This is a genomic window from Ruminococcus sp. YE282 (genome assembly GCA_900101355.1).
GTDB classification, from domain to species: Bacteria; Bacillota; Clostridia; order Oscillospirales; family Acutalibacteraceae; genus Ruminococcoides; species Ruminococcoides bromii_A.
This window is the reverse complement of record FMUV01000006.1, coordinates 40,545-65,227: the sequence shown is the minus strand read 5'-3', so window position 1 is coordinate 65,227 and position 24,683 is coordinate 40,545. Positions and strand designations below refer to the sequence as shown.

19 protein-coding genes and 1 tRNA gene are annotated in these 24,683 nt (G+C 39.2%); 9 read left to right on the top strand and 11 right to left on the bottom strand.

The window, feature by feature from the left end:
* Positions 1-2 precede the first annotated feature (2 nt).
* Positions 3-1,394: a UDP-N-acetylmuramoyl-L-alanine--D-glutamate ligase gene (gene murD, locus BLP46_RS03805; protein ID WP_092975862.1), complete on the bottom strand. Its 1,392-nt coding sequence runs from the start codon at positions 1,392-1,394 to the stop codon at positions 3-5.
* Positions 1,395-1,617: 223 nt separating this feature from the next.
* Here murD and BLP46_RS03800 point away from each other — a divergent pair.
* The 7 genes from BLP46_RS03800 (at position 1,618) to BLP46_RS03770 (ending at position 8,609) form a co-directional block, all read left to right on the top strand.
* Positions 1,618-1,710: transfer RNA gene (locus BLP46_RS03800), tRNA-Ser, on the top strand.
* Between the two features lie 1,318 nt (positions 1,711-3,028).
* Positions 3,029-3,778, top strand: a complete 750-nt coding sequence (locus BLP46_RS03795) for a phosphotransferase (protein ID WP_092975859.1) — start codon at positions 3,029-3,031, stop codon at positions 3,776-3,778.
* Between the two features lie 8 nt (positions 3,779-3,786).
* Positions 3,787-4,050 (top strand): (2Fe-2S) ferredoxin domain-containing protein, encoded by a 264-nt coding sequence (locus tag BLP46_RS03790; RefSeq protein WP_318259457.1) that lies wholly within the window; start codon positions 3,787-3,789, stop codon positions 4,048-4,050.
* The gene (locus BLP46_RS03785) at positions 4,047-4,307 is read left to right on the top strand and encodes a (2Fe-2S) ferredoxin domain-containing protein (RefSeq protein WP_092975852.1); all 261 of its coding nucleotides are present in this window, start codon (positions 4,047-4,049) and stop codon (positions 4,305-4,307) included. The genes BLP46_RS03790 and BLP46_RS03785 overlap by 4 nt, the downstream gene beginning before the upstream one ends.
* Before the next feature lie 5 nt (positions 4,308-4,312).
* Positions 4,313-5,989 carry a [Fe-Fe] hydrogenase large subunit C-terminal domain-containing protein gene (locus BLP46_RS03780; protein WP_092975915.1) on the top strand — a complete coding sequence of 559 codons (1,677 nt, stop codon included), beginning with the start codon at positions 4,313-4,315 and terminating at the stop codon, positions 5,987-5,989.
* Entirely contained in the window at positions 5,982-7,154 is a 1,173-nt protein-coding gene (locus BLP46_RS03775; RefSeq protein ID WP_092975849.1) for a SpoIIE family protein phosphatase, read from the top strand. Before BLP46_RS03780 ends, BLP46_RS03775 begins: the two co-directional genes overlap by 8 nt.
* Positions 7,155-7,184: 30 nt before the next feature.
* On the top strand, positions 7,185-8,609 hold the full coding sequence (locus BLP46_RS03770) for a 4Fe-4S dicluster domain-containing protein (RefSeq protein ID WP_092975846.1): 1,425 nt from the start codon (positions 7,185-7,187) through the stop codon (positions 8,607-8,609).
* A 725-nt stretch (positions 8,610-9,334) separates the two neighbouring features.
* Here the strand turns inward: BLP46_RS03770 and BLP46_RS03765 are convergent.
* The 3 genes from BLP46_RS03765 to nuoE are packed head-to-tail and all read right to left on the bottom strand — an operon-like array spanning position 9,335 to position 13,486.
* On the bottom strand, positions 9,335-11,071 hold the full coding sequence (locus BLP46_RS03765; protein WP_092975843.1) for an NADH-dependent [FeFe] hydrogenase, group A6: 1,737 nt from the start codon (positions 11,069-11,071) through the stop codon (positions 9,335-9,337).
* 13 nt (positions 11,072-11,084) lie between these two features.
* Positions 11,085-12,977, bottom strand: a complete 1,893-nt coding sequence (gene nuoF / locus BLP46_RS03760; RefSeq protein WP_092975840.1) for an NADH-quinone oxidoreductase subunit NuoF — start codon at positions 12,975-12,977, stop codon at positions 11,085-11,087.
* Complete coding sequence (nuoE, locus tag BLP46_RS03755) at positions 12,974-13,486, bottom strand: NADH-quinone oxidoreductase subunit NuoE (protein WP_092975837.1); 513 nt, start codon at positions 13,484-13,486, stop codon at positions 12,974-12,976. The genes nuoF and nuoE overlap by 4 nt, the downstream gene beginning before the upstream one ends.
* A 506-nt stretch (positions 13,487-13,992) precedes the next feature.
* Between nuoE and BLP46_RS03750 the strand changes: the two genes are divergently transcribed.
* Complete coding sequence (locus tag BLP46_RS03750) at positions 13,993-16,080, top strand: glycogen debranching protein (RefSeq protein WP_092975834.1); 2,088 nt, start codon at positions 13,993-13,995, stop codon at positions 16,078-16,080.
* 39 nt (positions 16,081-16,119) lie between these two features.
* The gene (locus BLP46_RS03745; RefSeq protein WP_092975830.1) at positions 16,120-16,707 is read left to right on the top strand and encodes an HD domain-containing protein; all 588 of its coding nucleotides are present in this window, start codon (positions 16,120-16,122) and stop codon (positions 16,705-16,707) included.
* 193 nt (positions 16,708-16,900) lie between these two features.
* Here BLP46_RS03745 and BLP46_RS03740 read toward each other — a convergent pair whose 3' ends face one another.
* From BLP46_RS03740 to BLP46_RS03710, 7 genes are all read right to left on the bottom strand, one after another.
* Complete coding sequence (locus BLP46_RS03740) at positions 16,901-19,357, bottom strand: ATP-dependent Clp protease ATP-binding subunit (RefSeq protein WP_092975827.1); 2,457 nt, start codon at positions 19,355-19,357, stop codon at positions 16,901-16,903.
* 66 nt (positions 19,358-19,423) lie between these two features.
* Complete coding sequence (locus tag BLP46_RS03735) at positions 19,424-20,416, bottom strand: protein arginine kinase (protein ID WP_092975824.1); 993 nt, start codon at positions 20,414-20,416, stop codon at positions 19,424-19,426.
* Positions 20,417-20,418: 2 nt separating this feature from the next.
* Positions 20,419-20,925, bottom strand: coding sequence for a UvrB/UvrC motif-containing protein (locus BLP46_RS03730; RefSeq protein WP_092975821.1), 507 nt, complete (start codon positions 20,923-20,925; stop codon positions 20,419-20,421).
* 15 nt (positions 20,926-20,940) lie between these two features.
* Positions 20,941-21,393 carry a CtsR family transcriptional regulator gene (locus tag BLP46_RS03725; RefSeq protein ID WP_092975817.1) on the bottom strand — a complete coding sequence of 151 codons (453 nt, stop codon included), beginning with the start codon at positions 21,391-21,393 and terminating at the stop codon, positions 20,941-20,943.
* Positions 21,394-21,723: 330 nt separating this feature from the next.
* Positions 21,724-21,999, bottom strand: coding sequence for a non-specific DNA-binding protein Hbs (gene hbs / locus BLP46_RS03720; protein ID WP_092975814.1), 276 nt, complete (start codon positions 21,997-21,999; stop codon positions 21,724-21,726).
* 17 nt (positions 22,000-22,016) lie between these two features.
* Positions 22,017-22,814, bottom strand: coding sequence for a nucleoside triphosphate pyrophosphohydrolase (gene mazG, locus BLP46_RS03715; RefSeq protein ID WP_092975811.1), 798 nt, complete (start codon positions 22,812-22,814; stop codon positions 22,017-22,019).
* Positions 22,815-22,871: 57 nt separating this feature from the next.
* Positions 22,872-24,671 (bottom strand): putative polysaccharide biosynthesis protein, encoded by a 1,800-nt coding sequence (locus BLP46_RS03710; RefSeq protein ID WP_092975808.1) that lies wholly within the window; start codon positions 24,669-24,671, stop codon positions 22,872-22,874.
* Between the last annotated feature and the right edge of the window lie 12 nt (positions 24,672-24,683).

Here is a 24,683-nt window from a genome sequence, read left to right as displayed (position 1 = left end):
TTTTACTTTAAACCGTTTACAATTGACTTAAAGTGATTTCCTCTTTCTTCAAAATTCTTGTATAATCCGAAACTTGCACTTGCCGGCGATAATGAAACAATGTCGCCTGATTCGGAATTTTCAACCGCAGCCTTTACAGCTTCTTCCATATTGTTTACATTAATTATTTTTATAGTATTTTCATCATAATTATCTGCTTTTTTAACAGCTTCTTCAATCTTTGGTGCAGTGTTGCCAAGCAATATAAGAACTTTAACTTTATCGTTTATAACCGGGCCAAGCGGTTCATACGGTATGTGCTTATCATAACCGCCTGCAATAATAATTATTTTTTCATCGTACAGCGACAATGTGCCGAGAGCTGTTCTTGTCGGACTTGAAGCTATTGAGTCATTGTAATATTTAACACCGTTAAATTCACGCACAAATTCTGCTCTGTGTTCAACGCCGCCAAATGTTTTGGCAACCTTTACAATAGTTTCTGTATCTACTATTCCCCAAACGGCAGAAATAGCGGCAAGATAGTTCTCAACATTATGCATTCCCGGAATCTTTATATCCTTAATATCCATAATTTTAGTAACCTTACCGTAATCGCTGTAACAAATTGTTGTTCCGTCAAGATACGCGCCATTGTACAACTTTTCTTTAACACTGAATTTGGCAAGACTGCCTCTGACATCATTTGAAAAACCGTTGGTTATATCATTGTCAAGATTCAACACAGCCTTAGAAAATGCAGACTGATGTAAAATAATATTCTTTTTAGCGTCAATATATTCCTGCATATCCTTATGAATGTCAAGATGATTCGGTGCAAGATTTGTTACTACGGCAACATCGGGACTGCGGCGCATTGATATGAGCTGAAAACTTGAAAGTTCAACCACTGCGTAATCGGTTGGTTTAACAGATTCAATCTCGGGCAAAAGCGGTTTTCCGATATTACCTCCAAGGTGTACGTTTTGTCCGCTTGCCTTTAAAAATTCAGATATAATTGTAGTGGTTGTGGTTTTTCCGTCCGAACCTGTAACTGCAATAACTTTGCACGGGCACAAGTCAAAGAAAACTTCCATTTCAGAAGTAAGCACGACACCGTTTTTGCGTAAAGATACAAGTTCATCTTTATAGAACGGTGTTCCCGGGCTTCTGAAAACAATATCTGCGTCAATATTTGAAAGATAATTTTCGCCCAAAATAAGTTTGGCACCGTACTCTTCGGCTTTAATTCCGTTTCCACCGAGAGAATTAAAGTCTTTTTTATCACAGGCAATAACCTTTGCACCCTTATCGGAAAACATCTTTATAAGAGGAAGATTGCTTGTTCCGATTCCTATAAAGGCTACCTTTTTATTTTTTACATAACCAAAAAAATCGTTTATAGACGAATTCATTATATCCCTTCATTCTTTAGATTTATTCAAACATATTTTATTATACAGATTTTGTATAAAAATTTCAACTGTTGAGCCGTATTATGCTTTATAAAGATTAGGTCAGAATGTAATACTTTGCTTATTATACAGTTTATTAACACACTTTTAAAAACAATAACTTTAACTTAAAATTTATACTTGATTTTTGTGATTTGATTTGTTATAATAAACAACAGTGTTTGGAGAGATGTCCGAGTTGGCCGAAGGAGCATGATTGGAAATCATGTGTACGGTAATCACCGTACCAGGGGTTCGAATCCCCTTCTCTCCGCCAAAATTTAAACGCAGCAGATAAGCCAAAGTAACCTGAAACGGCTTGTCTGCTGCGTTTTTGTGTTTTATGAAAATTATAATTTTTTAGACCCCAATATTTTAATTATATCATTTTTACAAAGTGTATTCAATAGATTTAGATAAAATAAAATTATAAATATTTTCAATAAATCTATTGACAATGTTGATTTCATTATGTATAATATAGACAAGATAAAAGTTAAGGAGGTTTTAAACATGAAAGTAAAAAGACCTTTATACAATCACATTAAAAACTACTTACGGAGCTTGCCACCTAACAATTAACTCCCGATACATTAAGTAGAAATTAAAGCTAACCGATTGTGACAAAGCAACTGATAATTTTAATGTTATTAAACATATCTATTTTTAATCAAGTATATGCTTTGATGCAAACATACAATCTGATTTAAGTTAGAAAATAAACTTTCATTTAATATATTATTTCGTATATTCGCAGATTGTATTGCCTCAATATGTGAATGTTAATTAAAACTCATTGTATTGGGAATAAAACGGAACTTAATTATAATTTAATATTAGTAAAAATTTGTTTACGGTGGTTGGACCAATGAGAATTTAAGCTTTTGCTTAGTGTAACTAAGTACGGATACATAAAATAATTCGATTGGAGATTTTTCCAATGACATATTAAGTTTACATTAATGAAATAGTTTTTCGTTAATTTTAATGACAAATAACGTAAGAATCGAAAATCAAATGATTAAATAAAATATTTTGAATCTTTATAGTTAATATATTATTAATAATTGTAAATTTACAGAGTATTTTAGCAGGAGATTATTCCAATGTAATACTTAATTCTTAAACAAAACAATAAAATTTTGATTAAGGGGTGAGTCCAAAGTACAGTTAACTATCCCCAATTACGGAATCAAAATAAATTTCATCTGTTGAAGTGAAATTTTCATCACAATTCAGATATTAAACGCTCAAGCAGCAATAGTTGCTTGAGCGTATTTTATTTAGTCATCTAAACTCATAAAATATACTATACTAAAAAGTAATACTTCAAATATCTTTAAGGCTATTTATTATTCCAACTTTTATTAGAGCCCTTTTTAGATCCTTTATTTATAGATTCGTTTTACAAGTTTCTTAATAGGGTTTTGTGAAGTTTTTTACTGATTATTATTTCAAAATCTATGTTTTATATTGTCAAAAATGCTGTAAAAACTATGTAATTCGTAAATATTTTATTTAAATCGGTAGAAATGTAATTTAATTTATGTTAAAATATAAATGATTGATAATATAGAATTAATTGGAGGAACAAGATGAACCTTGACAGAGTCATAGCAGTACGAAATACCAAAACCATTTATCGTGACGGAGACAAGTGTGTTAAAGTTTTTAACAACAATTACTCAAAAGCCGATGTGCTCAACGAAGCTCTTAATCAGGCAAGAATTGAAGAAATCGGGCTTAATATACCAAAAATTCTTGAAGTTACTATGGTTGACGGAAAATGGGCTATTGTTTCTCAATACATCAAAGGAAAAACACTCTCACAGTTTATGAAAGAAAATAAAGATGAAACAGAAAAATATCTTGAAATGCTCGTAAATCTCCAAGTTGAAATTCATACTAAGACTTGCAGACTTCTTAATAAGCTTAAAGATAAGATGAATTACAAAATAATGGCAACAGACCTTGATGCAATCACAAGATTTGATTTACATACACGCCTTGAGGGAATGCCAAAGCACAATAAAGTCTGTCACGGAGATTTTTGTCCGCCTAATGTGATAATTACTGACAACGGCACGCCGTATATTATTGATTGGTCGCACGCTGCGCAGGGCAATGCTTCTGCCGACGCAGCACAAACGTACCTTTCACTCTATCTTGGATATGATAAAAATACTGCTAATGAGTATCTAAAACTGTTCTGTCAAAAAAGTAATACGGCAAAACAATACGTGCAAAAATGGATGCCGATTGTTGCAGCATCAAGGTTAATTGAGAGCAATGAACATGAGCGGGATTTTTTACTTAATTGGGTAAATGTTGTTGACTACGAATAAATAACAAAATTAAAAGGAGAGAGACAATGAAAATTACAGTATGTATAGGTTCTTCCTGCCACATTAAGGGTTCACGCCAAGTGGTGCATCTGCTTCAGGAACTTATCGAAAAAAATAACCTGGGCGATAAAGTTGAACTAGGCGGAACTTTTTGTATGAACAAATGTCAGCAGGGAGTTTGTGTGACGGTTGATGATGAATTTCATTCCGTAACTCCGAACACAGTAGAAGACTTTTTTGCAAAATCAGTCAAGGCTAAGGTGCAGCTATGATAATACAAATCTGTGTTGGTTCGTCCTGTCATCTCAAGGGCAGTGAACAACTTGTAAAGTTATTTCAAAATGCTGTTGAAAAATATAATCTGGATAACGAGGTTACACTTGCAGGAAGTTTTTGTATCGGGAAGTGCAATCGCATAGGTGTTACGATTCAGATTGACGATGATATTTTTACCGGAGTAACACCGGATAGTTTTGAAAGCTTTTTTAACGAAAACGTGCTTACAAGATTAGAAAAAGAAAGTGAGTGATAAAAGTGCAGGACTGTTTGACGCTGAAAAAATCAAATTGTAAGAACTGCTACAAATGCATACGCCATTGTCCTGTAAAATCAATTCGGTTTTCGGGAAACCAAGCACATATTATCAATAACGAATGTATTCTGTGCGGTCATTGCTTTGTGGTCTGTCCACAGAACGCGAAACAGATTGTTGATGAAACAGAAAAAGTTCGCGTTCTTATTCAAAGCGGAAATCCCGTCGTTGTAAGTCTTGCACCGTCTTTCATTGCTAATTACGACGGCGTCGGCATTGGTGCTATGAGAGAAGCCTTAAAAAAACTTGGATTTTATGATGCGGAAGAAACCGCAATCGGTGCGACCATTGTAAAAAAAGAGTATGACAGAATGGTTGACGAAGACAACAGAGATGTAATAATATCGTCTTGCTGTCACTCAATTAATTTGCTTATTCAAAAATATTTTCCAAAGGAACTTGAATGTCTTGCGGACGTTCTTTCCCCTATGCAGGCTCACTGCAAAGACATAAAGCAACGTATTCCTAACGCAAAGACAGTATTTATCGGTCCTTGCGTAGCAAAAAAGGATGAAGCGGAACACTATGACGATATTGTTGACGCAGTGCTGACCTTTGAGGAACTTACAGAATGGTTTAAAAAAGAAAACATTGAGCTAAATAAAGAAATTACAAAAATTGAAGAAAGCAAGGCACGATTTTTCCCAACCACAGGCGGTATTCTTAAAACTATGGCAAAAGATAATCCAAACTATACATATCTTGCCATTGACGGGGTAGAAAACTGCATTGCCGCTCTTCAGGATATTGAAAGCGGAAAAATTCACAATTGTTTTATTGAGATGTCATCTTGTGTGGGAAGCTGCATTGGCGGCCCCGTTATGGAAAAATATCACCGCAGTCCCGTAAAAGATTATATGGCAGTTGCAAACTTTGCCGGAGACAAAGACTTTGACGTTTCACAGCCTGATGCAGCCGATATAAGAAAATATTTTTCTATTATAGAATTAAAATCTAAAATCCCATCAGAGTATGAAATTCAAAACATATTGCATCAAATGGGAAAATTCTCACCCGAACAGGAATTAAACTGCGGTTCCTGCGGATATGACACCTGCCGCGAAAAAGCGATTGCAATTTTTCAGGGTAAAGCAGAAATTTCAATGTGTTTGCCGTATCTCAAAGACAAAGCTGAAAGTTTTTCCGATACAATTGTTAAAAACACTCCAAACGGCTTGATTGTTCTTAACGACGCTCTTGAAGTTCAGCAAATTAATTCTGCCGCATTAAAGATTTTAAATCTGCGCTCAGAATCCGATGTACTCGGCGACCAAGTCGTACGAATACTTGACCCGGGCATATTTATGAAGGTTCAACAAACCCAAAAAGGAATTTATAACGACAGAATTTATCTTGCAGAATATAACAGATTTGTTGAGCAAACAGTTATTCCCGCAAAAGAGAGCCATATGCTTATCTGTATTATGACCGATGTTACCGAGGAAGAAAACGAACACCAAAAGAAAGAAGAAATCAGCCGACAAACCGTTGAAGTAGCAGATAAAGTTGTTGACAAACAGATGAGAATTGTTCAGGAAATTGCTTCATTACTTGGTGAAACAGCGGCTGAAACAAAAATTGCATTATCAAAGCTTAAGGAGTCTATCGCAGATGAATGATTTATGTGCTGATATCGGATACAAAAGTATATTTCATTACGGCGAACAGCTTTGCGGTGACCATGTTGACATTGTTGAGCAAGGTGAAAACTCAACGGTTATTGTGCTTGCGGACGGACTCGGAAGCGGCGTTAAGGCGAGTATTCTTTCAACGCTGACATCCAAAATTATATCTACAATGATGGCAGAGGGCTTGTCGCTTGAAGAATGTGTTTCTACAATTGCGGCAACGTTGCCGGTATGTTCGGTAAGAGGCGTTGCATATTCTACGTTTACTATAATACATCTTATTGACAACAAGACTGCCGAACTGATACAATTCGACAATCCGCACATTATACTCATTCGCAACGAAGAAGTATACAATTATCCCGAAACAGAAATGAGTATAGGTGGAAAGCAAATCTACAAGTCGGTTATCAGACTTCAGGAAAATGATATTTTTATAGCTATGAGTGACGGATGCCCTCATGCAGGCATCGGTATTGCATATAATTTTGGCTGGAAACGAGACGACATTGCAGAGTTCATGCAAAGCCTTGCACCTGCCGGATACACTGCAAAAACTTTATCTACAATTCTTGTTGATGAGTGCAACAAACTTTACGGCGGTGAACCGGGTGATGACGCAACAGCGTGCGTAGTCAGAATAAGAAAAAGAGTTCCTATGAATCTGCTTTTTGGACCGCCATCCAACCGTGATGACTGCGACAGAATGATGAGCTTGTTTTTCTCTAAAGGCGGCAAACATATTGTATGCGGCGGCACAACCTCGTCAATTGCCGCAAAATGGCTTGGAAAACCAATCAGAGCAACACTAAATTATGAAAGCAGTGATGTTCCCCCTACGGCAGAAATTGAGGGCGTTGATTTGGTGACAGAGGGCGTTATAACAATAAACAAAGTTCTTGAATATGCCAAGGACTATTTGAGTGACAATGAAAAATATGAAATATGGAGTTTAAATAACGACGGTGCTTCAAAGATTTGCAGACTGCTTTTTGAAGAAGCCACCGACATTAACTTTTATGTTGGAAGAGCGGTAAACCCCGCTCATCAAAATCCCGATTTACCTATTAACTTTAACATAAAAATGAACTTGGTTCAGGAACTTTCAAAAGCTCTGAAACAAATGGGAAAGAAAATTAAGGTGAGTTATTTTTAAGGTAAGTTAATTTTAAGGAGTGCTAAAACGATGAGAAAATTTGACACCAAAGTCCAACACCTTAAATATAAGGTGCTCAGGGAAGTTGCCAGACAAGCATGGAATGAAACCTTACTTGAAAAACTTGTGGACATTCCGAAAATCATAGTTCCGGGCAAAACTCCGACTATGAGATGCTGCGTTTACAAGGAACGTGCTATTCTTGGCGAACGGGTTAAGTTGGCTATGGGCGGAAACAAAGAAAATCCAAATGTGGTAGAAGTTATTGACATTGCGTGTGACGAATGCCCCGCAGCCGGATATGAGGTTACAGATTCTTGCAGAGGATGCCTTGCCCACAGATGTGAGGATGTGTGCAAACGAGGAGCTATTTCATATGACAATAACCACGTTGCACATATTGACAAGTCAAAATGCGTTGAGTGCGGACAATGCGCAAAAGTCTGTCCATACACAGCCATTATTAATCGAAAAAGGCCGTGCCAGAATGCCTGCAAAATCAAGGCTATCGCAATTAACGAAGAAAATGCCGCTTCAATTGATAACAATACCTGCATTTCATGCGGAGCCTGTGTGTATCAGTGCCCGTTCGGCGCAATTACAGATAAATCATATATTTTAAATGTTATTGACTTGATTAAGAAAAGCGAACAAGGCAAAAAATATAAGCTGTATGCTGTTGTCGCTCCGTCAATTTCGAGCCAGTTTACATATGCAAAACTTGGTCAGGTTATAAGCGGGTTAAAAGAACTCGGTTTCCATACGGTTGTTGAAGCCGCTTTGGGTGCCGATATGGTTGCTCAGGCAGAATCAAAAGAACTTGCCGAAAAAGGATTTTTGACAAGCTCATGCTGTCCTGCGTTTGTGTCCTATGTTAACAAGGCATACCCTGAGTTAAAACAATATGTTTCGCACAACCTCTCCCCTATGGCTGCCATTTCAAAATACATTAAGGACACAACCGAAAACGCAAAAATTGTATTCATAGGACCGTGCGTTGCCAAAAAGGCAGAAGCTCAGCTTGATTCTGTAAAGCCGTATATTGATTCCGTGCTTACTTTTGAGGAACTTCAGGCTTTGTTTGACAGCCGAGATATTGATATTACAACGCTTGATGAAGATGTTCTTGACAACGCCTCATATTTTGGCAGAATTTTTGCCCGCTGCGGAGGACTTGCCGACGCCGTTGCCGAAGGTCTTAAGGAACAGGGGCTTGAAGATTTTGAGCTTAACGCAATTTCATGTGACGGAATTGAGGAGTGCAAAAAGGCTCTGCTTAAAAAGAGAAAAAATGTTTTGAAAGAAAACTTTATTGAGGGCATGGCGTGCGTCGGAGGTTGTATCGGCGGTGCAGGATGCCTTACTCACGGCGAGAAAAACAAAGCCCAGGTGGATAAATACGGAAAAGAAGCACTTGAAAAAACGATTTTAGACGCTATTTCAGTGCTAAAGTAAATAGATATATACATTCAAAAGGTGAGCGCAAATACGCTCACCTTTTTTTGCAAAAACCACACAAAAAAAGCAACCGACGCTTTGTTCGGTTGCTTCTTAGGGGGTATATTGGATTATAGAAGGAATGTATCAAAGTTATAAAGAAATAAGCATTGACATAACAAATAAAAGAAAACTTCAACAAATTATGTTTATTTTAAAACTCCACAAAATTACAAAAAACTCAATTATATATCAATGCTTATCTCTATTCAAATTCATCATCTATATTGTACATAAGCTATAATAACAAATCAATTGCATTTGCAACATAATCAAAATTTCATTGTAAAACTTTTTAAAGTAATTTTGTTAAAAACGTCTAAATAATGCCTATATAATATAAAAATCGAATTGATATAATTCTTCAATAGAAAAACAACAAACAAAAGACATAGTCTGCGGAATCTTCCGTAATGACCATGTCTTTGATTTTTAAAACAGAATCGTACTTATTTTGTTTGCAAAAAGCAGAATTTTCAACCGACTATAAACATCTCAGGAATGTGACTCCTCAGAATTTTAGCGGAGCATCTAATCCTAACCAGAATTTAAAATGTCCCCCGCCGACTTAGGAGTGAGGGACATCTGTATTATTTATAATTATATATTTTAATTAATTTCAAAAAGGACTTTTACAATATTTCTCCGCTGCCAATTGGCAGAATCCGATTTGATTATTACTGTCAGTGATTCCCTCTCGGCAAATATGTGGTATGAAGAAGTTCGTGAGCCTTATGCGTTCCGGGTTTTTCAAAATAATCTTCATAAATCATCTTAACCACGGGGCTCTCGTCACTGCTTCTAAGTGCACAATTTTCATCATAATTATAAAGCGCCTTAGAGCGAAGTGCCTTATAATCAACATAATTGCTGACTTTATCGCTTCTAATCGGCTGACCTCCGCCATTAATGCAACCACCCGGACAAGCCATAACCTCAACCATTTGGTAGTCTGCTTCACCGCTTTTTATTTTTTCAATCAGTTTTCTTGCATTACCAAGCCCTGAGGTCACTGCAACCTTAACTTCAACTCCCGCAACTTCGTACTTTGCTTCTCTAATCTGTTCGGGACCTCTTACCTCTTTAAATTCAACAGCCTTAAAATCGCCGTCAAGCATTCTTGCCGCAGTACGCAAAGCAGCTTCAAGGACACCGCCTGTTGCACCGAATATTGCGCCACCGCCCGTTGCTTTGTTGAACGGAGCGTCATAATCTTCATCTTCCAGGTCTGCAAAGTCAATGCCTGTGCTCTTTATCATCCTTGCAAGCTCTCTCGTTGTAAGTGCAACGTCAACATCGTCAAATTCCTTTGAGCGAAGTTCCTGACGTGTTACCTCAAATTTTTTACCTGTACAGGGAATAACGCTGACAACAAACATTTTTTCGGGGTCGATGTTGTATTTTTCTGCGTAATAGCTTTTTAATATTGCGCCAAACATTGCCTGAGGTGATTTGCAGCTTGACAGGTGCGGAAGCATTTCCGGATAGTAATGCTCGGCAAATTTAACCCAGCCTGGACAGCAGGAAGTGAACATCGGCAAAGTTTCGTGATTGGTGATTCTCTGCACAAGTTCGTTAGCCTCCTCAAGTATTGTAAGGTCGGCTGTAAAGTCCATATTAAATATCTTGTCTACACCAAGTCTGCGAATTGCCGAAACCATCTTTCCCTCAACATTGGTACCTATCGGCATATCAAAACTTTCTCCAAGAGTAGCCCTGATTGACGGAGCAGTGTAGAACACAACATATTTATCGGGGTCGGCAAGAGCCTCCCACACTTCATCTACATTGCTCTTTTCGTATAAAGCGCCGACGGGACAACTTACAATACACTGTCCGCAGCCAACACACGGCGAATCATTGAGACTTCTGTCAAACGGTGAACCAACGTGCACTTTATATCCGCGGCGAATAGGTCCGATAACAGACACAGACTGCACATTTTTGCAAACCGAAACACAACGCATACAATTTACACACTTATTGTTATCACGAACGATATACGGAGATTGGTCGTCAATCTCATATACCGGTTCTTCTGACGGGAATCTGTCTTCATCAACATTGTATTCCATTGCAAGTTTTTGAAGTTCACAGTGGTTGTTTCTGATACAAGATAAACATTTTTTATGATGGGTAGAGAGCAAAAGTTCAATAGTTGTTTTTCTTGAAGCCCTTACCTTTGGAGTATTTGTTAAAACCTCCATTCCGTCTTCTGCCGGAATTACACAAGCTGCGGTTAGTCCTCGTCTGCCTTTTACTTCAACCATACAGACACGGCAAGAACCGATACAATTTATTTCCTTTAAATAGCAGAGAGTAGGAATTTCAATTTTTGCTGCCTTTGCAGCCTGCAAAATAGTATAACCTTTCGGCACCGATACAGGAATTCCGTTAATTGTAAGATTTATCATATCCATAATTATCCCCTCCTTAATGCACTTCAATAGCCCGGAATCGGCAGTTATTCATACATACGCCGCACTTAATACACTTATCCTGGTTAATAACATGCGGTGTTTTAACCTTGCCTGTGATAGCATTTGCAGGGCAGTTTCTTGCACAAAGCGTACAGCCCTTGCACTTATCGGAGATAATTTCATACTTTTTGAGAGCCTTACACACTGCGGCAGGACAAGTCTTATCCTGAATATGCGCAATATATTCGTCTCTGAAATAATTCATTGTTGAAAGAATTGGATTTGGGGCAGTTTGACCGAGAGCACAAAGTGAAGAAAGCTGCATATGCTTTGCAAGCTCTTCAATCTTATCAAGGTCTTCCATTGTACCTTTTCCCTTTGTAATTTTATCGAGTATTTGAAGAAGTCTGCGAGTTCCTACACGGCATGGCGTACATTTTCCGCAGCTTTCATCTACGGTAAATTCAAGATAGAACTTGGCAATATCTACCATACAGGTATCTTCGTCAAGAATAATCATTCCGCCCGAGCCCATCATTGAACCGAGCTTGATAAGACTGTCATAGTCGATAGGCGTATCAATATGCTTTGCGGGAATACAGCCTCCCGAAGGACCGCCTGTCTGAGCAGCCTTAAATTTCTTACCGTTTGGAATACCTCCGCCGATTTCCTCTATAATTTCACGAAGTGTTGTGCCCATCGGTATTTCAACAAGTCCTACATTGGTAATTTTGCCACCAAGCGCAAAAACCTTTGTTCCCGGGCTTGTCGGTGTTCCCATTGAAGTAAACCATTCGCTTCCTTTTAAAATAATCTGAGCAATATTTGCATAGGTTTCAACATTGTTAAGGACAGTCGGTTTGCCAAAAAGTCCCTTTACCGCAGGGAAAGGCGGTCTTGGACGAGGTTCGCCTCGATGACCTTCGATTGAGGTCATAAGCGCAGTTTCTTCTCCGCATACAAAAGCACCGGCTCCAAGGCGAATCTCTATATCAAAGTCAAAGCCCGAGCCAAAAATATTCTTGCCCAAAAAGCCCATACTTCTTGCCTGATCAATTGCAATTTGCAGTCTTTGAACGGCAATTGGATATTCCGCCCTTATATATACGAAACCGTGATGAGCTCCGATTGCATAACCTGCAATTGCCATAGCCTCAATGATGCACTGTGGATCGCCTTCAAGTATGGAGCGGTCCATAAATGCTCCGGGGTCTCCCTCATCGGCGTTACAACAGACATACTTTACATCATTTACACTCGCCTTGGCAAAAGACCACTTTCTGCCTGTCGGGAATCCTCCGCCGCCTCTTCCACGAAGTCCCGAGGCGGTAATTTCATTGATTACATCGTCGGGAGTCATTGTTGTCAGCGCCTTTGCAAGGGCTTGATAACCGTCAACCGCAATATACTCGTTAATATCTTCGGGGTCAATAACGCCGCAGTTACGGAGAGCAATTCTCAACTGCTTCTTATAAAAATCCGTTTCGGACAATGAAATTATAGAACCGTCGGTATGTACTGTTTCTTTATATAAGAGGTCTTTTACGATGTTTCCCTCTTTAAGATGTTCTTTTACTATTCTTTGAACACCCTCGGGAGTTGCCTGAGAATAAAAGGCTCCTTCCGGGTACACAATCATAATCGGGCCCAGAGAGCAAAGTCCAAAGCAACCGGTTCTTACCACAAGGATTTCATCTTCAAGCCCATTATCCTTGAGAGATTTATGCAGTGCGTCAAGAACCTTTTTGCTTCCCGAAGAAGTACAGCCTGTACCTCCGCAAACAAGTACCTGCTTGCGATAGCCGGTTTCTTTTGCAAGCTTCTCACCCTCAGAAGCCACAATTTCTCTTACCTGAACAATCTTTTCGTGTTCCTGTTTAATTCTGTTAAGTTCTTCAAGCGTCATACGGATTTGCCCCCTTTCTCAATATAGCTGTCAATAATTTTGCCCACCTGATCAGGAGTCAATTTTCCGTACACCTCATCATCAATCATCATTACGGGAGCAAGTCCGCACGCCCCCACACAGCGACAGGAATCAATTGAGAACATTCCGTCCGGGGTACACTCACCGCTTGTGATTCCAAGTTTCTTTTCAAGCTCGGCAAGAATTTTGTCTGCACCCTTTACATAACACGCAGTACCCAGACAGACGCTTATCCTGTGTTCGCCCTTTGGGGTAAGGCTGAACTGGGAATAAAAGGTTGCAACGCCATAAACCTCGCTGAGAGAAATTCCTAAACCGTCAGCCACAGACTGTTGAACTTCTATCGGCAGGTAACCGAAAATTCCCTGCGCTTCTTGCAACACAGGGAGCAAAGCACCGGGCACATCTTTGTACTTTGCAATTACTTCTTTTAGCTTTTCATCCTGAGCAGACGTGCTCTTGAAAGCAAAAAGAGTTTTCTCAGACATAAAAATACCTCCAATTTTGAATTATTTATTTACTTGTACATACAATTATACAATATAGCGAAGAATAAAACAATATTTTTTTGAATATCGTAATATATGACTATTTTGATTGTTAAAAAATTATCAACTCAAAATTAAGTCCTGTGCAATAATTCCATTTATTTATTCATATTTTAAAATTTACTGTATTTATTTTGCCGATAAATTGTACTTAATTTGTTCTTACTTGATTAGAGTTCAAGCGTATTTATTATTCTAATTTAGAATATTGAACATCGAAGATAATATTTTCCATAAATTGCATATTATTATCACAAAAGTTTTAATATTAAAAGAATTAAATTTAGTGTTTTGGTATAAAATGCATATATGATAATTTATTCAATAGATAAAAACAGGGTTTTTGTTGAAAAACCAACTTAAAAGTGATAAAATTGAATTGTTGTATTTATAAGATTAAAAATTCAGATAACAGATTGAAGCATATATGCTCAGGGGGAAAGGTTATGTTAAGGGATTTGAAACCTACTGACCGAATAAACGGTTTTGACGTAAGGCCGGGACATTATACAATAAACGGTGCTACGCCGGTGCGCGGCGGTGTTAATTTTACCGTCAGCTCATTCTATGCAACTTCAGTAACCCTTTTGCTTTTTAAGACACGTGCCAAAGAACCATATGCACGTATTCCGTTTCCGGATTCATTCCGCGTCGGAAAAACTTACTCTATGATAGTTTTCGGACTTGAAATTGACAAGTTTGAGTACGCTTATGCAATTGACGGTCCATATGATAAAGACAAAGGTCTTATTTTTGACAAAACAAAATATGTTCTTGACCCATATGCAAAGGCCGTAACAGGTCAGAGCAATTGGGGCGAAAAACAGGACGACAGCTGCGTTTACAAAGCCCGTGTTGTATTTAACGATTACGACTGGGGCAATTTTTCAATGCCGTCTCACCCACTTGAGGAATTGATAATTTATGAGCTTCACGTGAGGGGCTTTACAAAAGATAAATCTTCGGGGGTTGAAAATCCCGGAACCTATGCCGGAATCCGAGAAAAAATTCCGTATCTCAAAGAGCTTGGCATTAATGCTGTTGAACTTATGCCGATATTTGAATTTGACGAGATGGGTTCTTATCGCAAATTCAACGGTGAACAGCTGTATGACTATTGGGGCTACAACACAGTCTGTTTTTTTGCGCCCAACACAAGCTATGAAGCGGACCATGAGCACAACCGTGAGGGCACGGAGCTAAAGCAACTCATCAGAGAACTTAAAGAAAACGGAATTGAAGTAATCCTTGACGTTGTGTTTAACCACACAGCCGAGGGCAATGAGGACGGTCCGTTCTTTAGCTTTAAGGGAATTGATAATAATATATACTATATGCTTACGCCGGACGGAAAATACTATAATTTCAGCGGCTGCGGAAATGTTCTTAACTGCAACCACCCTATCGTCAGAGATTTTATTAAAAATTGTCTGAGATATTGGGTTACAGAGTATAAAATTGACGGTTTTCGTTTTGACCTTGCTTCTATTCTCGGAAGAAACGAAGATGGCTCTCCTATGGACCAGCCGCCGTTGCTAAAGAGTCTTGCTTTTGACCCTATTCTCGGAAATGTTAAATTGATTGCAGAAGCTTGGGACGCAGGCGGACTGTATCAGGTAGGAAGCTTTCCGTCATGGAACAGGTGGGCTGAATGGAACGGCAAATACCGTGACGACATGCGCCGCTTTCTTAAGGGCGACAGCAACCTTGCATGGACTGCGGCTCACAGGCTGACAGGTTCAAAAGACTTATATAATCCTGTTCACAGAGGTCAAAACGCTTCTGTTAACTTTTTGACCTGTCACGACGGTTTTACTCTTTATGATTTGTATTCATACAATGAAAAGCACAATTTTAAAAACGGCTGGAACAATACAGACGGAGCCAATGACAATAACAGCTGGAACTGCGGTTTTGAGGGAGAAACCACTGACGGAAATATAAACGCTTTGCGCATTAAGATGATAAATAATGCTTTTGCAACATTAATGTGCAGCCGAGGTGCAGCATTATTTCTTGCCGGCGATGAGTTTTGCAATACTCAGTTTGGAAACAACAATCCGTATTGTCATGACAATATTATTTCTTGGCTCGACTGGTCAAGAAAAGAAAAGTATAAAGACGTATTTGAATTTTTCAAATATATGATTGCCTTTCGCAAACGCTTTCATGTAATAACACGAAACAGACAAGAAGCAACGTGCAGTTTTCCGTCTGAAAGCATACATTCTGAAATTCCGTGGAACACAGATTTTAATGTAAACACACGAATGATTGCGGTAATGTATGCAGGAGCTTCGGATAAAAATCCGTCGCTTGATGAAATTGTTTATTTCGGCGTTAATGCATATTGGGGCACGGTAAACGTTGAGCTGCCCGCACTTCCCACAGGTTATGCGTGGAAATTATATATTGACACAGGCAGAAACTCAAACGAAGTAATTACGGAACACCTTAATATTTTTCTGCATGACAGGCATTACGCAATGCAGGGCAGGTCTGTAATTGCCGCAGTTGCCGAAAAAATATACTGATTATTTTTTCAGCAATAATTATTCGAGGATAAAGTATTAATGTTACCTACAAGAGAAGAAGCCGAAAAAATATTAAAAGAAGCTGAAAAATGCAATCCCGGTGCATGGAGCAACCACAGCAGAATTACCGCCTGTTGTGCTGAAAAAATAGCCGAAAAATTTGACGGCTTAGATTCGGAAAAAGCATATATTCTGGGACTTTTGCACGATATAGGAAGAAAATTCGGAGTAAGTCATCTCAGGCACGTTTCTGACGGATATTCGTATATGATGTCTTTAGGGTTTGACGAAGCGGCAAAAATTTGTCTTACTCACTCATTTAACAGTCAGACTTTAGATGACTATATCGGCAGGTTTGACACCACAAAAGATGAGCTTAGATTAATTGAAGACAAGCTCAAATCCATTGAAATGAATGACTATGACAGGTTAATTCAGCTTTGCGATTCACTGGCGGGTTCCGAAAAAATTCTGAATATTGAAGAGCGTATTGCGGATGTTAAACGCAGATACGGACAGTATCCACAAGAAAAGTGGAATAAAAACTTGCAGTTAAAACAATATTTTGAAAATAAAATCGGTAAAGATATATACACAGTAGTAGGTAAAGACCATTTCAAAATTTAGAATTTAAGCAATTTTTTGCTTTAATATCAAAGTTTGCGACACCTTAGAAGCGAAGGGCTTTAGAATCTACATTAAATTTAAAAGGCAGCGTTAATTATTTATTAACGCTGTCTTCAATTATTTAAAACAATTAATAAACTGACAAACAAAACCGATCGGGTGCTTTTCGGCAACCCGACCGGTTTTTAAGGTGTTATTTGGTTTCAAATGTGAATTTATCATCTTTGTAGTCACACTCAACGGAAAAATTTTCTTTAATCCTGCCGTCAAGCATATACTCGGATAATGTATCCTCAATTTCGCTTTGAATAGCTCGGCGAAGAGGTCTTGCACCGTAATTATCATCAAAGCCCTTATCGGCAATTGCTGAAACCGCCGCATCGGTAAATGTGATTTTAATATCCATATTTTCAAGACGCTTTGCAAGTGTATTGAGCATCTTCTTAGCAATTTGCTTGATTTCGTCCTGAGTAAGTTTATTGAACACAATTATGTCATCAACACGGTTAAGGAATTCCGGACGGAACACATTGCGAAGCTCGCCCATAACAAGTTCCTTGATATCCTTTTGTGAATTATCTTTTTCGGAATCGTCTTTCTTAAAGCCAAGCGAGTTCTGCTTTTCCGTAATAAGTCTTGCACCGACGTTTGAAGTCATAATTATTACGGTGTTCTTAAAATCTACCGTTCTGCCCTGAGAGTCGGTCAAACGACCGTCTTCAAGAATCTGCAAAAGCATATTGAATACATCGGGATGAGCCTTTTCAATCTCATCAAAGAGCACTACCGAGTAAGGTTTTCTTCTTACCTTTTCGGTAAGCTGTCCGCCCTCTTCAAATCCTACATATCCCGGAGGTGAACCGATAAGTTTAGACACCGTGTGCTTCTCCATATATTCACTCATATCAAGTCTGAGCATTGCATTTTCGTCGCCGAACATTGCCTGAGCAAGAGCCTTGCACAATTCGGTTTTACCGACACCGGTAGGTCCGAGGAATATAAACGAGCCGACAGGACGCTTCGGGTCTTTAAGTCCAACCCTGCCACGGCGAATTGCCTTGGCAATTGCAGAAACTGCTTCATCCTGACCGATTACTCTTTCGTGAAGGACTTTCTCCATATTCAGCAAACGTTCGCTTTCCTCTTTGGTAAGCTGAACAACAGGTACACCTGTCCAATCAGAAACTATCTGAGCAATAACTTCGGCTGTAACCTCGCCGGAATTAGTTTTCTGGTTATCCTGCCACTCTTTTCTTGCCTTATCAAGCTTAGCCTGAACCTCTTTTTGTTCATCACGAAGTTTTGCGGCACGCTCAAAATCCTGTTCGTTGATTGCGCTTTCCTTTTCCTTGTCATAATCGGCAATTTGGTCTTCAAGCTCCTTGACATCACTCGGCGATGTAAGAGAAGCAAGTCTTACCTTTGAGCAACCCTCATCAATAAGGTCGATAGCCTTATCAGGCAGGAAACGGTCTGCGATATATCTTGAGGAAAGCTTAACGGCAGCGTCAATTGCTTCATCGGTAATTTTTACCTTGTGGTGAGCTTCGTAGCTGTCACGAAGTCCTTTAAGAATTTGAACTGCCTGTTCCTGAGTAGGTTCGCCAACCTTAACAGGCTGGAAACGACGCTCAAGCGCTGCATCCTTTTCAATATATTTTCTGTATTCATTAATGGTTGTTGCACCGATTACCTGGAAATCGCCTCTTGCAAGGGACGGTTTAAGAATATTTGCTGCGTCCGCACTGCCCTCGGCTGCACCGGCACCGACAATTGTATGAAGCTCATCAATAAAGAGGATAACGTTTTTGCTCTTCTTAACCTCATCAATTGCTGCCTTTATACGTTCCTCAAAGTCACCTCTGTACTTTGCACCGGCTACCATACCGGTAAGGTCAAGGCTTACAACCTTTTTGTCTTTCAAAATTTCAGGCACATTACCCTTGGCAATCTCAAGTGCCAATCCCTCTGCAACTGCGGTTTTACCTACACCCGGTTCACCGATAAGAACAGGATTGTTCTTGGTACGACGTGACAAAATCTGAATTACACGTTCAATTTCTTTTTCACGTCCGATTACAGGGTCAATTTCGCCGTTTTTGGCTGCCTGAGTCAAATCTCTGCCGAATTTTTCAAGCGCAGAGCCGCCTTGTTTGCCACCCTGGGGCTGTCCGAAACCTCCCATATTTTCTGAGAAGTTACCTTCGCCACCGCTCTGCATACTGCCCTCAATAGCCTGCACTATTGCTTCAGCGCTAACGCCAAGCTCATTGAGGAAAGCAACCGCATAGCTGTCGCTTTCGGAAATTACGGCAAGAAGCAAATGTTCTGTGCCTACATAGCCGCTGCCCATTCTTGAGGATATAAGCATTGCGGATTTAAGTACACGCTTTGTGCGCGGTGTAAAGTCATTTGGTGTCAGCGTTGTTGATGCGGCTATGCCGTCAACTCCGCTGATTTTATCGCTGAGGGCTTGTTCAGTAACGCCGCATTGCTGAAGTGCGGCAGCAGCTACACCCGAACCCTCTTTTAACAAACCAAGCAAAATATGTTCTGTTCCTACATAGTTATGTCCCATATCTTGTGCAGTTTCAACTGCAAGGTTAAGTGCGGTGTTTGCCTTTTGAGTAAAGCCTCTAAATTCATACATAATATTACCCCCTGTCAGATTTGATTGGGAAGATTTTGGCGAGTGTTAATCGCCGTAGCATTTATATTAAGCCAAAGCCGATTGAATCAACTTTGCTCTTTCAATATCTCTTTCGTGCGGTGAAAGATTCTTGTTAAGATTTACGGAAAGCGTTGCAGGCTCAACCGATAGCATAAGCTTGTCAACGGTTTCTGTTGAAACATTTTTGATTTGTCCCGACACAATGCCAAGACGTACGTTTGAAAGCAGTTTCAAAGCCTCATCGTGAGAAATTACAAGCGCTGATTTCAGTATGCCAAGGCTTCTGCTGATTGCATCCTGAATGTCAATACTCGAACACAGCCTTGTGCGGGCCTGATTTTCCTGAGAAATAAGCTGCATTGTAATATTCTTAAGGTTTTCAATAGCTGCTTTTTCAGAGATACCAAGTGTTACCTGATTTGAAAGCTGGTAGAGCGCACCGTTAGGTTCTGTTCCTTCCCCGTGTGCACCTCGGATAGTAAGTCCAAGCTTTGAAAGATTACCTGCAATTCTTCCTATTGCTCTGCTTTTTTCAAGAGCAGGCAAATGAAGCATTACCGAAGCACGCATACCCGTTCCGAGATTTGTAGGACACTGAGTAAGATAACCAAGTTTGTCATCAAAAGCAAAATCAAGGTTTTCATCAAGCAACGTATCAAGCTTATCGGCTATGTCGTACGTATCTTCAAGCGACAAACCGTTATTGATTACCTGAAGCCTTATGTGGTCTTCTTCGTTAATCATAATGCTGATGCTCTCGTCCTTGCTCAGAAGCAATGCCCTGCCCTGTGATTCGCTGATAAATTCAGGACTGACAAGTCTTCTTTCAACAAGGGACACACCCTGCTGAGGTGTGAGCTCAGACATTCTGATAAAAGAAAAATCTTTTGAAATGGGGCTGTTGCTGTTTTCAATTGCGCTTTTTACCTTTTCGATTATCTTTTCCTTGTCCTGGGTACTAAGCCTACACGGAAACGGATAATCTTTCAGGTTTCTTGCAAGTCTGACTCTGGTTGAAATTACAACATCATTACTCATTTTTAAGCCTCCATTTCTTTGATTTTATCTCTAAGTTCTGCGGCGTGTTCAAAGTTTTGTTCCTTAACAGCTTTGTCAAGTTCAGCCTTAAGAGCCTTTATCTTATCTTCTTTGGTCTGCTCGGCGGGCTTTTCTGTTTTAGCATTTTCAGCTCGTTTGCTGTTTTTGCCGCAATGGGTTGTGTTGCCGTGTATTCTGCGAATTGACGGATATAACTCATCGGCAAAAACGTCATAGCACTTTGCGCAACCTACATGACCTGTCTTGGCAATCTCGGGATAAGTAGTGCCGCAGAACTCGCAGCGAGTTGCCTGAGTTCTTGCAGGAAGAACATTTCCGAAAAAGCTTCCGAGGAAGTTTGAAAACTCATCTTCCATATCTGAGAACACATTAGTGTATCCCATTTTCTTTGCACAATCACTGCACAAATCATATTCCTTAAATTCACCGTTTATTATAGTTTTAACATGTGTATTAGCATTGTTTGCACCACATTTTTGACATTTCATAAATTATACCTCCATTCAACTGTTGAGAGTAAGTAACATATTTTTAAACAAGTCCGCTCGAATTGTATCACGCTTATCCTGTTCAATATGTGACAATGTTCTGTCGGATAATGCCGACGCAATGATTTTTGCCGAACGCAAATCAATTATTTGGCGCCCAAGCATATTGTGAAGCATCGCTTCGGCAGCCGCTTTGTCAAGAGTATTGCCAACCGAATTTATTATATGCATAAGGGCGGTTCCCTTATCCATCTTAACACGGCTTATTCGGATATAACCTCCGCCGCCTCTGCGGCTTTCTACCATATAACCCTGTTCAGGCGTGAATCTTGAAGTTATTACATAATTTATCTGGCTCGGCACGCAACCCAAGTTTCCTGCAAGTTCATTTCGCTGGATTTCTGCGCTGCCGTTTTGTTGTTCAAGCATTTCAAGAATGTATTGAGCAACTAAATCACTCATTCTCATTTATGTCGCCTCTTTTCTGCACATTGCTGTGCTTCTTTCGGGTTCTCTCAACCTTTTGACTATATTATAGCCTCAAGGTCAGGCAAAGTCAAAGTCAATTAAAGTCAAATTTTATATAATAATCTTACTTATGCTCTGATATTCTTAATTATTCTTTTATTTCCTAACAAATCAAAATATTTTTGACTTTTTCTGACTTTCACTTTCAAAAAAACAAGCCTGATTTTGGGAATGATAATCTCCAATTCGGCTTGTCCATAAATATAATTAATAAAAAACCGTTTGATACGGTTGTATCAAACGGTAATTAAATTATTTTAACTTTAAAAATTACTTGTTAACTATATCCTTAAAGCCTTTGCCTGCCTTGAATGCAGGAACCTTTGAAGCAGGAATTTCGATTGAGTTGCCTGTTCTTGGATCAACGCCTGTTCTTGCGTTTCTCTGACGCTGCTCAAATGTACCAAAACCTGTGAGTTGGATTTTGTCACCCTCTGCTACTGCCTTAATGATTGTATCAATTGTTGCGTTAAGTGCTTTTTCTGCATCCTTCTTTGTAAGTCCGCTCTGTTCTGCAATTGCAGCTATCAGTTCAGTTTTTTTCATTAAAAAATACCTCCAAGTTATTTTTGATTTATTTTAACTTCATCCCATAGGGAGTCGAGTTGTGAAAGTGGTGCCGATTTCATATCAATATTACGCTCTTTTGCAAGAGCCTCTACCTTTGAAAAACGGTCTGTAAATTTGTCACAAGCATCGTAAAGTGCGTGTTCACTGTCTATGTTAAGCAAGCGTGCAACATTAACCGCCGAGAATAAAACATCACCAAGCTCTTCACGCTGGTTTTCTTCATCATCACTTAGTATTGCCGCTTTCAGCTCGTGACACTCTTCATAGAGTTTTTCAAGCGCACCCTCTGCACTGGCCCAGTCAAAACCGGTTTTTGCGGCTTTTTGCTGGATTTTTGTGCTTCGCATAAGAGAAGGTAACGCCTTTGACACGCTCTGCATTGCTTCAGCCTGTGATTTTTGGGATTTAGTTTTCATCTTGACTGCATCCCAACTTTGGAGTGCTTCTTCGGTGTTGTTAGCTACAACCGTTCCAAAAACATGGGGATGACGTGTGATTAGTTTTTTGCAAACACCATCACAAACGTCTTCGATATTAAAGCTGTTTTTCTCGCTTTCAATTTCCGAATGAAGCGCAACCTGAAGCAGTACGTCGCCAAGTTCCTCTTTCAGCAGCTCGGTATCGTCCGTATCTATCGCTTCAATTGCTTCATAGGTTTCCTCAATAAAATTGGAACGAATGGATTTATGGGTTTGCTCTCTGTCCCACGGACATCCGCCCGGCGACCTGAGAATTTTTACTATTTCAACAAGGTCGTTAAAATTATAGTTCTGCTTTTCCTTAAAATCCATTTTCTATCCATCTCCGTTATCTTTAAGAGCTGTCAATACAACCCACAATTACTTATTTTAACCAATAAGATGCCATTTTTCAAGTACTTTTGCAATTTTTTCGCCTTTTGGCAAAAATTTTATTTCCGTTGATGTAAATGTTTTCATAAGTAACAAAACAATAAAATAAACTACAATTGCTGCCAATACTGAAATAATTGTTGATATTCTCTGAGGAATAATATTATTCAGCCACATATTTATGAAAAATGCCGTAGCAGAACTAAAAACTGAACCAATCAACGGCTTTACCGTTGTTCCGAAAAAGTCGGGTACAACTTTTGAATTTTTGATAAGCAAATACATTCCAACCACAAAACTGATTGCATATGCAATCAAGGAACCTGTGGTTGCACCCTGAATGTTTATTTCCGGTATGCTTACAAACATCCATGTGGTACCAATTTTTATCAGCATACACATTGTGTATATTTTCATCGGAAGCTTTACCTTTCCGATAGCATTCAGCATACTGCAAACAGGAGTAATTGCGGCAGTAAATATTGTGGTTATGCCCATAAGCGTAAGAACATTGCCGCCAATATCAACCAAAGCTCGGTCAGAATATATAAGTCCCATTATCGGATGCGCAAGCACACAAAGTCCAAACGCCATCGGCAAGGTAAACATCATAGTCATTCTGACTACTGTATTAATTGACCTTTTAAGCTCTGTTTTGTCGCCCTTTGTCCAGGCACTTGTAACGTTCGGCGTTGCGCTTGAACCAAACACCTGAGTTACAGAGTTGACAAGCTGCATAAGTGTGATTGCAGCCGAATAACATCCCAGCAAACTGGTATGAATTGTAATCGGTTGCTGGAAGAAAACGTCATCAGAATAATACTGGCTGTACTGCGAGTACAAAGCGTCGGGATTCTGAGTTGCAATATTAAGCAAAACATTTTGAAGAATAATCTGGTCAATAAGAGAACCGAGGCTCATTACAAGAGTACCTGTTGCAATCGGAATGGCTGTTTTACAGATTACAATAAAAGTATCTCTTTTTGCCCTTGCTTCAATAGAATTTTGATAATATTCTTTTGGGATTCCGTCGCCGCCGATTTTGTATTTCAGAAAAATGAACAAAAACGAAAGTATGCTGCCGAGAGAAATACCGATGATTGCTCCTGCAACAGAATAAGAAAGTATGGTTTTCTCAGCTTCTGCGCTTGAGGAAAAAGTAAACCACAAAAATGTTCCGTTATTATTGTAAGAATCCATTCCCCATACTATTATAAAGTATGCAAGAAAAGTGCCTGCAAGCAACTTTACGCCCGCTTCAATTACTTCTGATATTGCGGTTGGGAACATATTTCTCTGTCCCTCAAAATATCCTCTGTAAATAGAAGCTACACAACCAAAAAGTACTGTCGGAGCAAGGCATATCATCGCGGGAATAGAATACGGCTGTTTTATGACAAATGTAGCGTAAGGAACACTGGCACCGATTATGATAATAAAACAAATTATACCGACTATTGAAAAAAGCGGTACAGATATTCTGTGCACAAGCTTTACGTCCTTATATCGTTTTTGAGCCATATTTTGAGACACAAGCCTTGAAATTGCTATTGGAAGTCCGCCGGTTGCAACGGTAAAGATTACGTTGAAGACCTCAAATGCATTGCTGTAAAGTCCAAGACCTATTGATGAGGCACTGTCTCCGAACATTCCGTAAATGTTGGCAAGCAAAATTTTGTCAAGCAATCCGAACAACTTGACAATTACCATACTTACCGTAAGAATTGCGGCACCCTTTAAAAAGGTTTGAGACGAATCTTTTTCGGAAGTGGCTACCGCGTTATATTTTTTAGACAAGTTAAATCACCC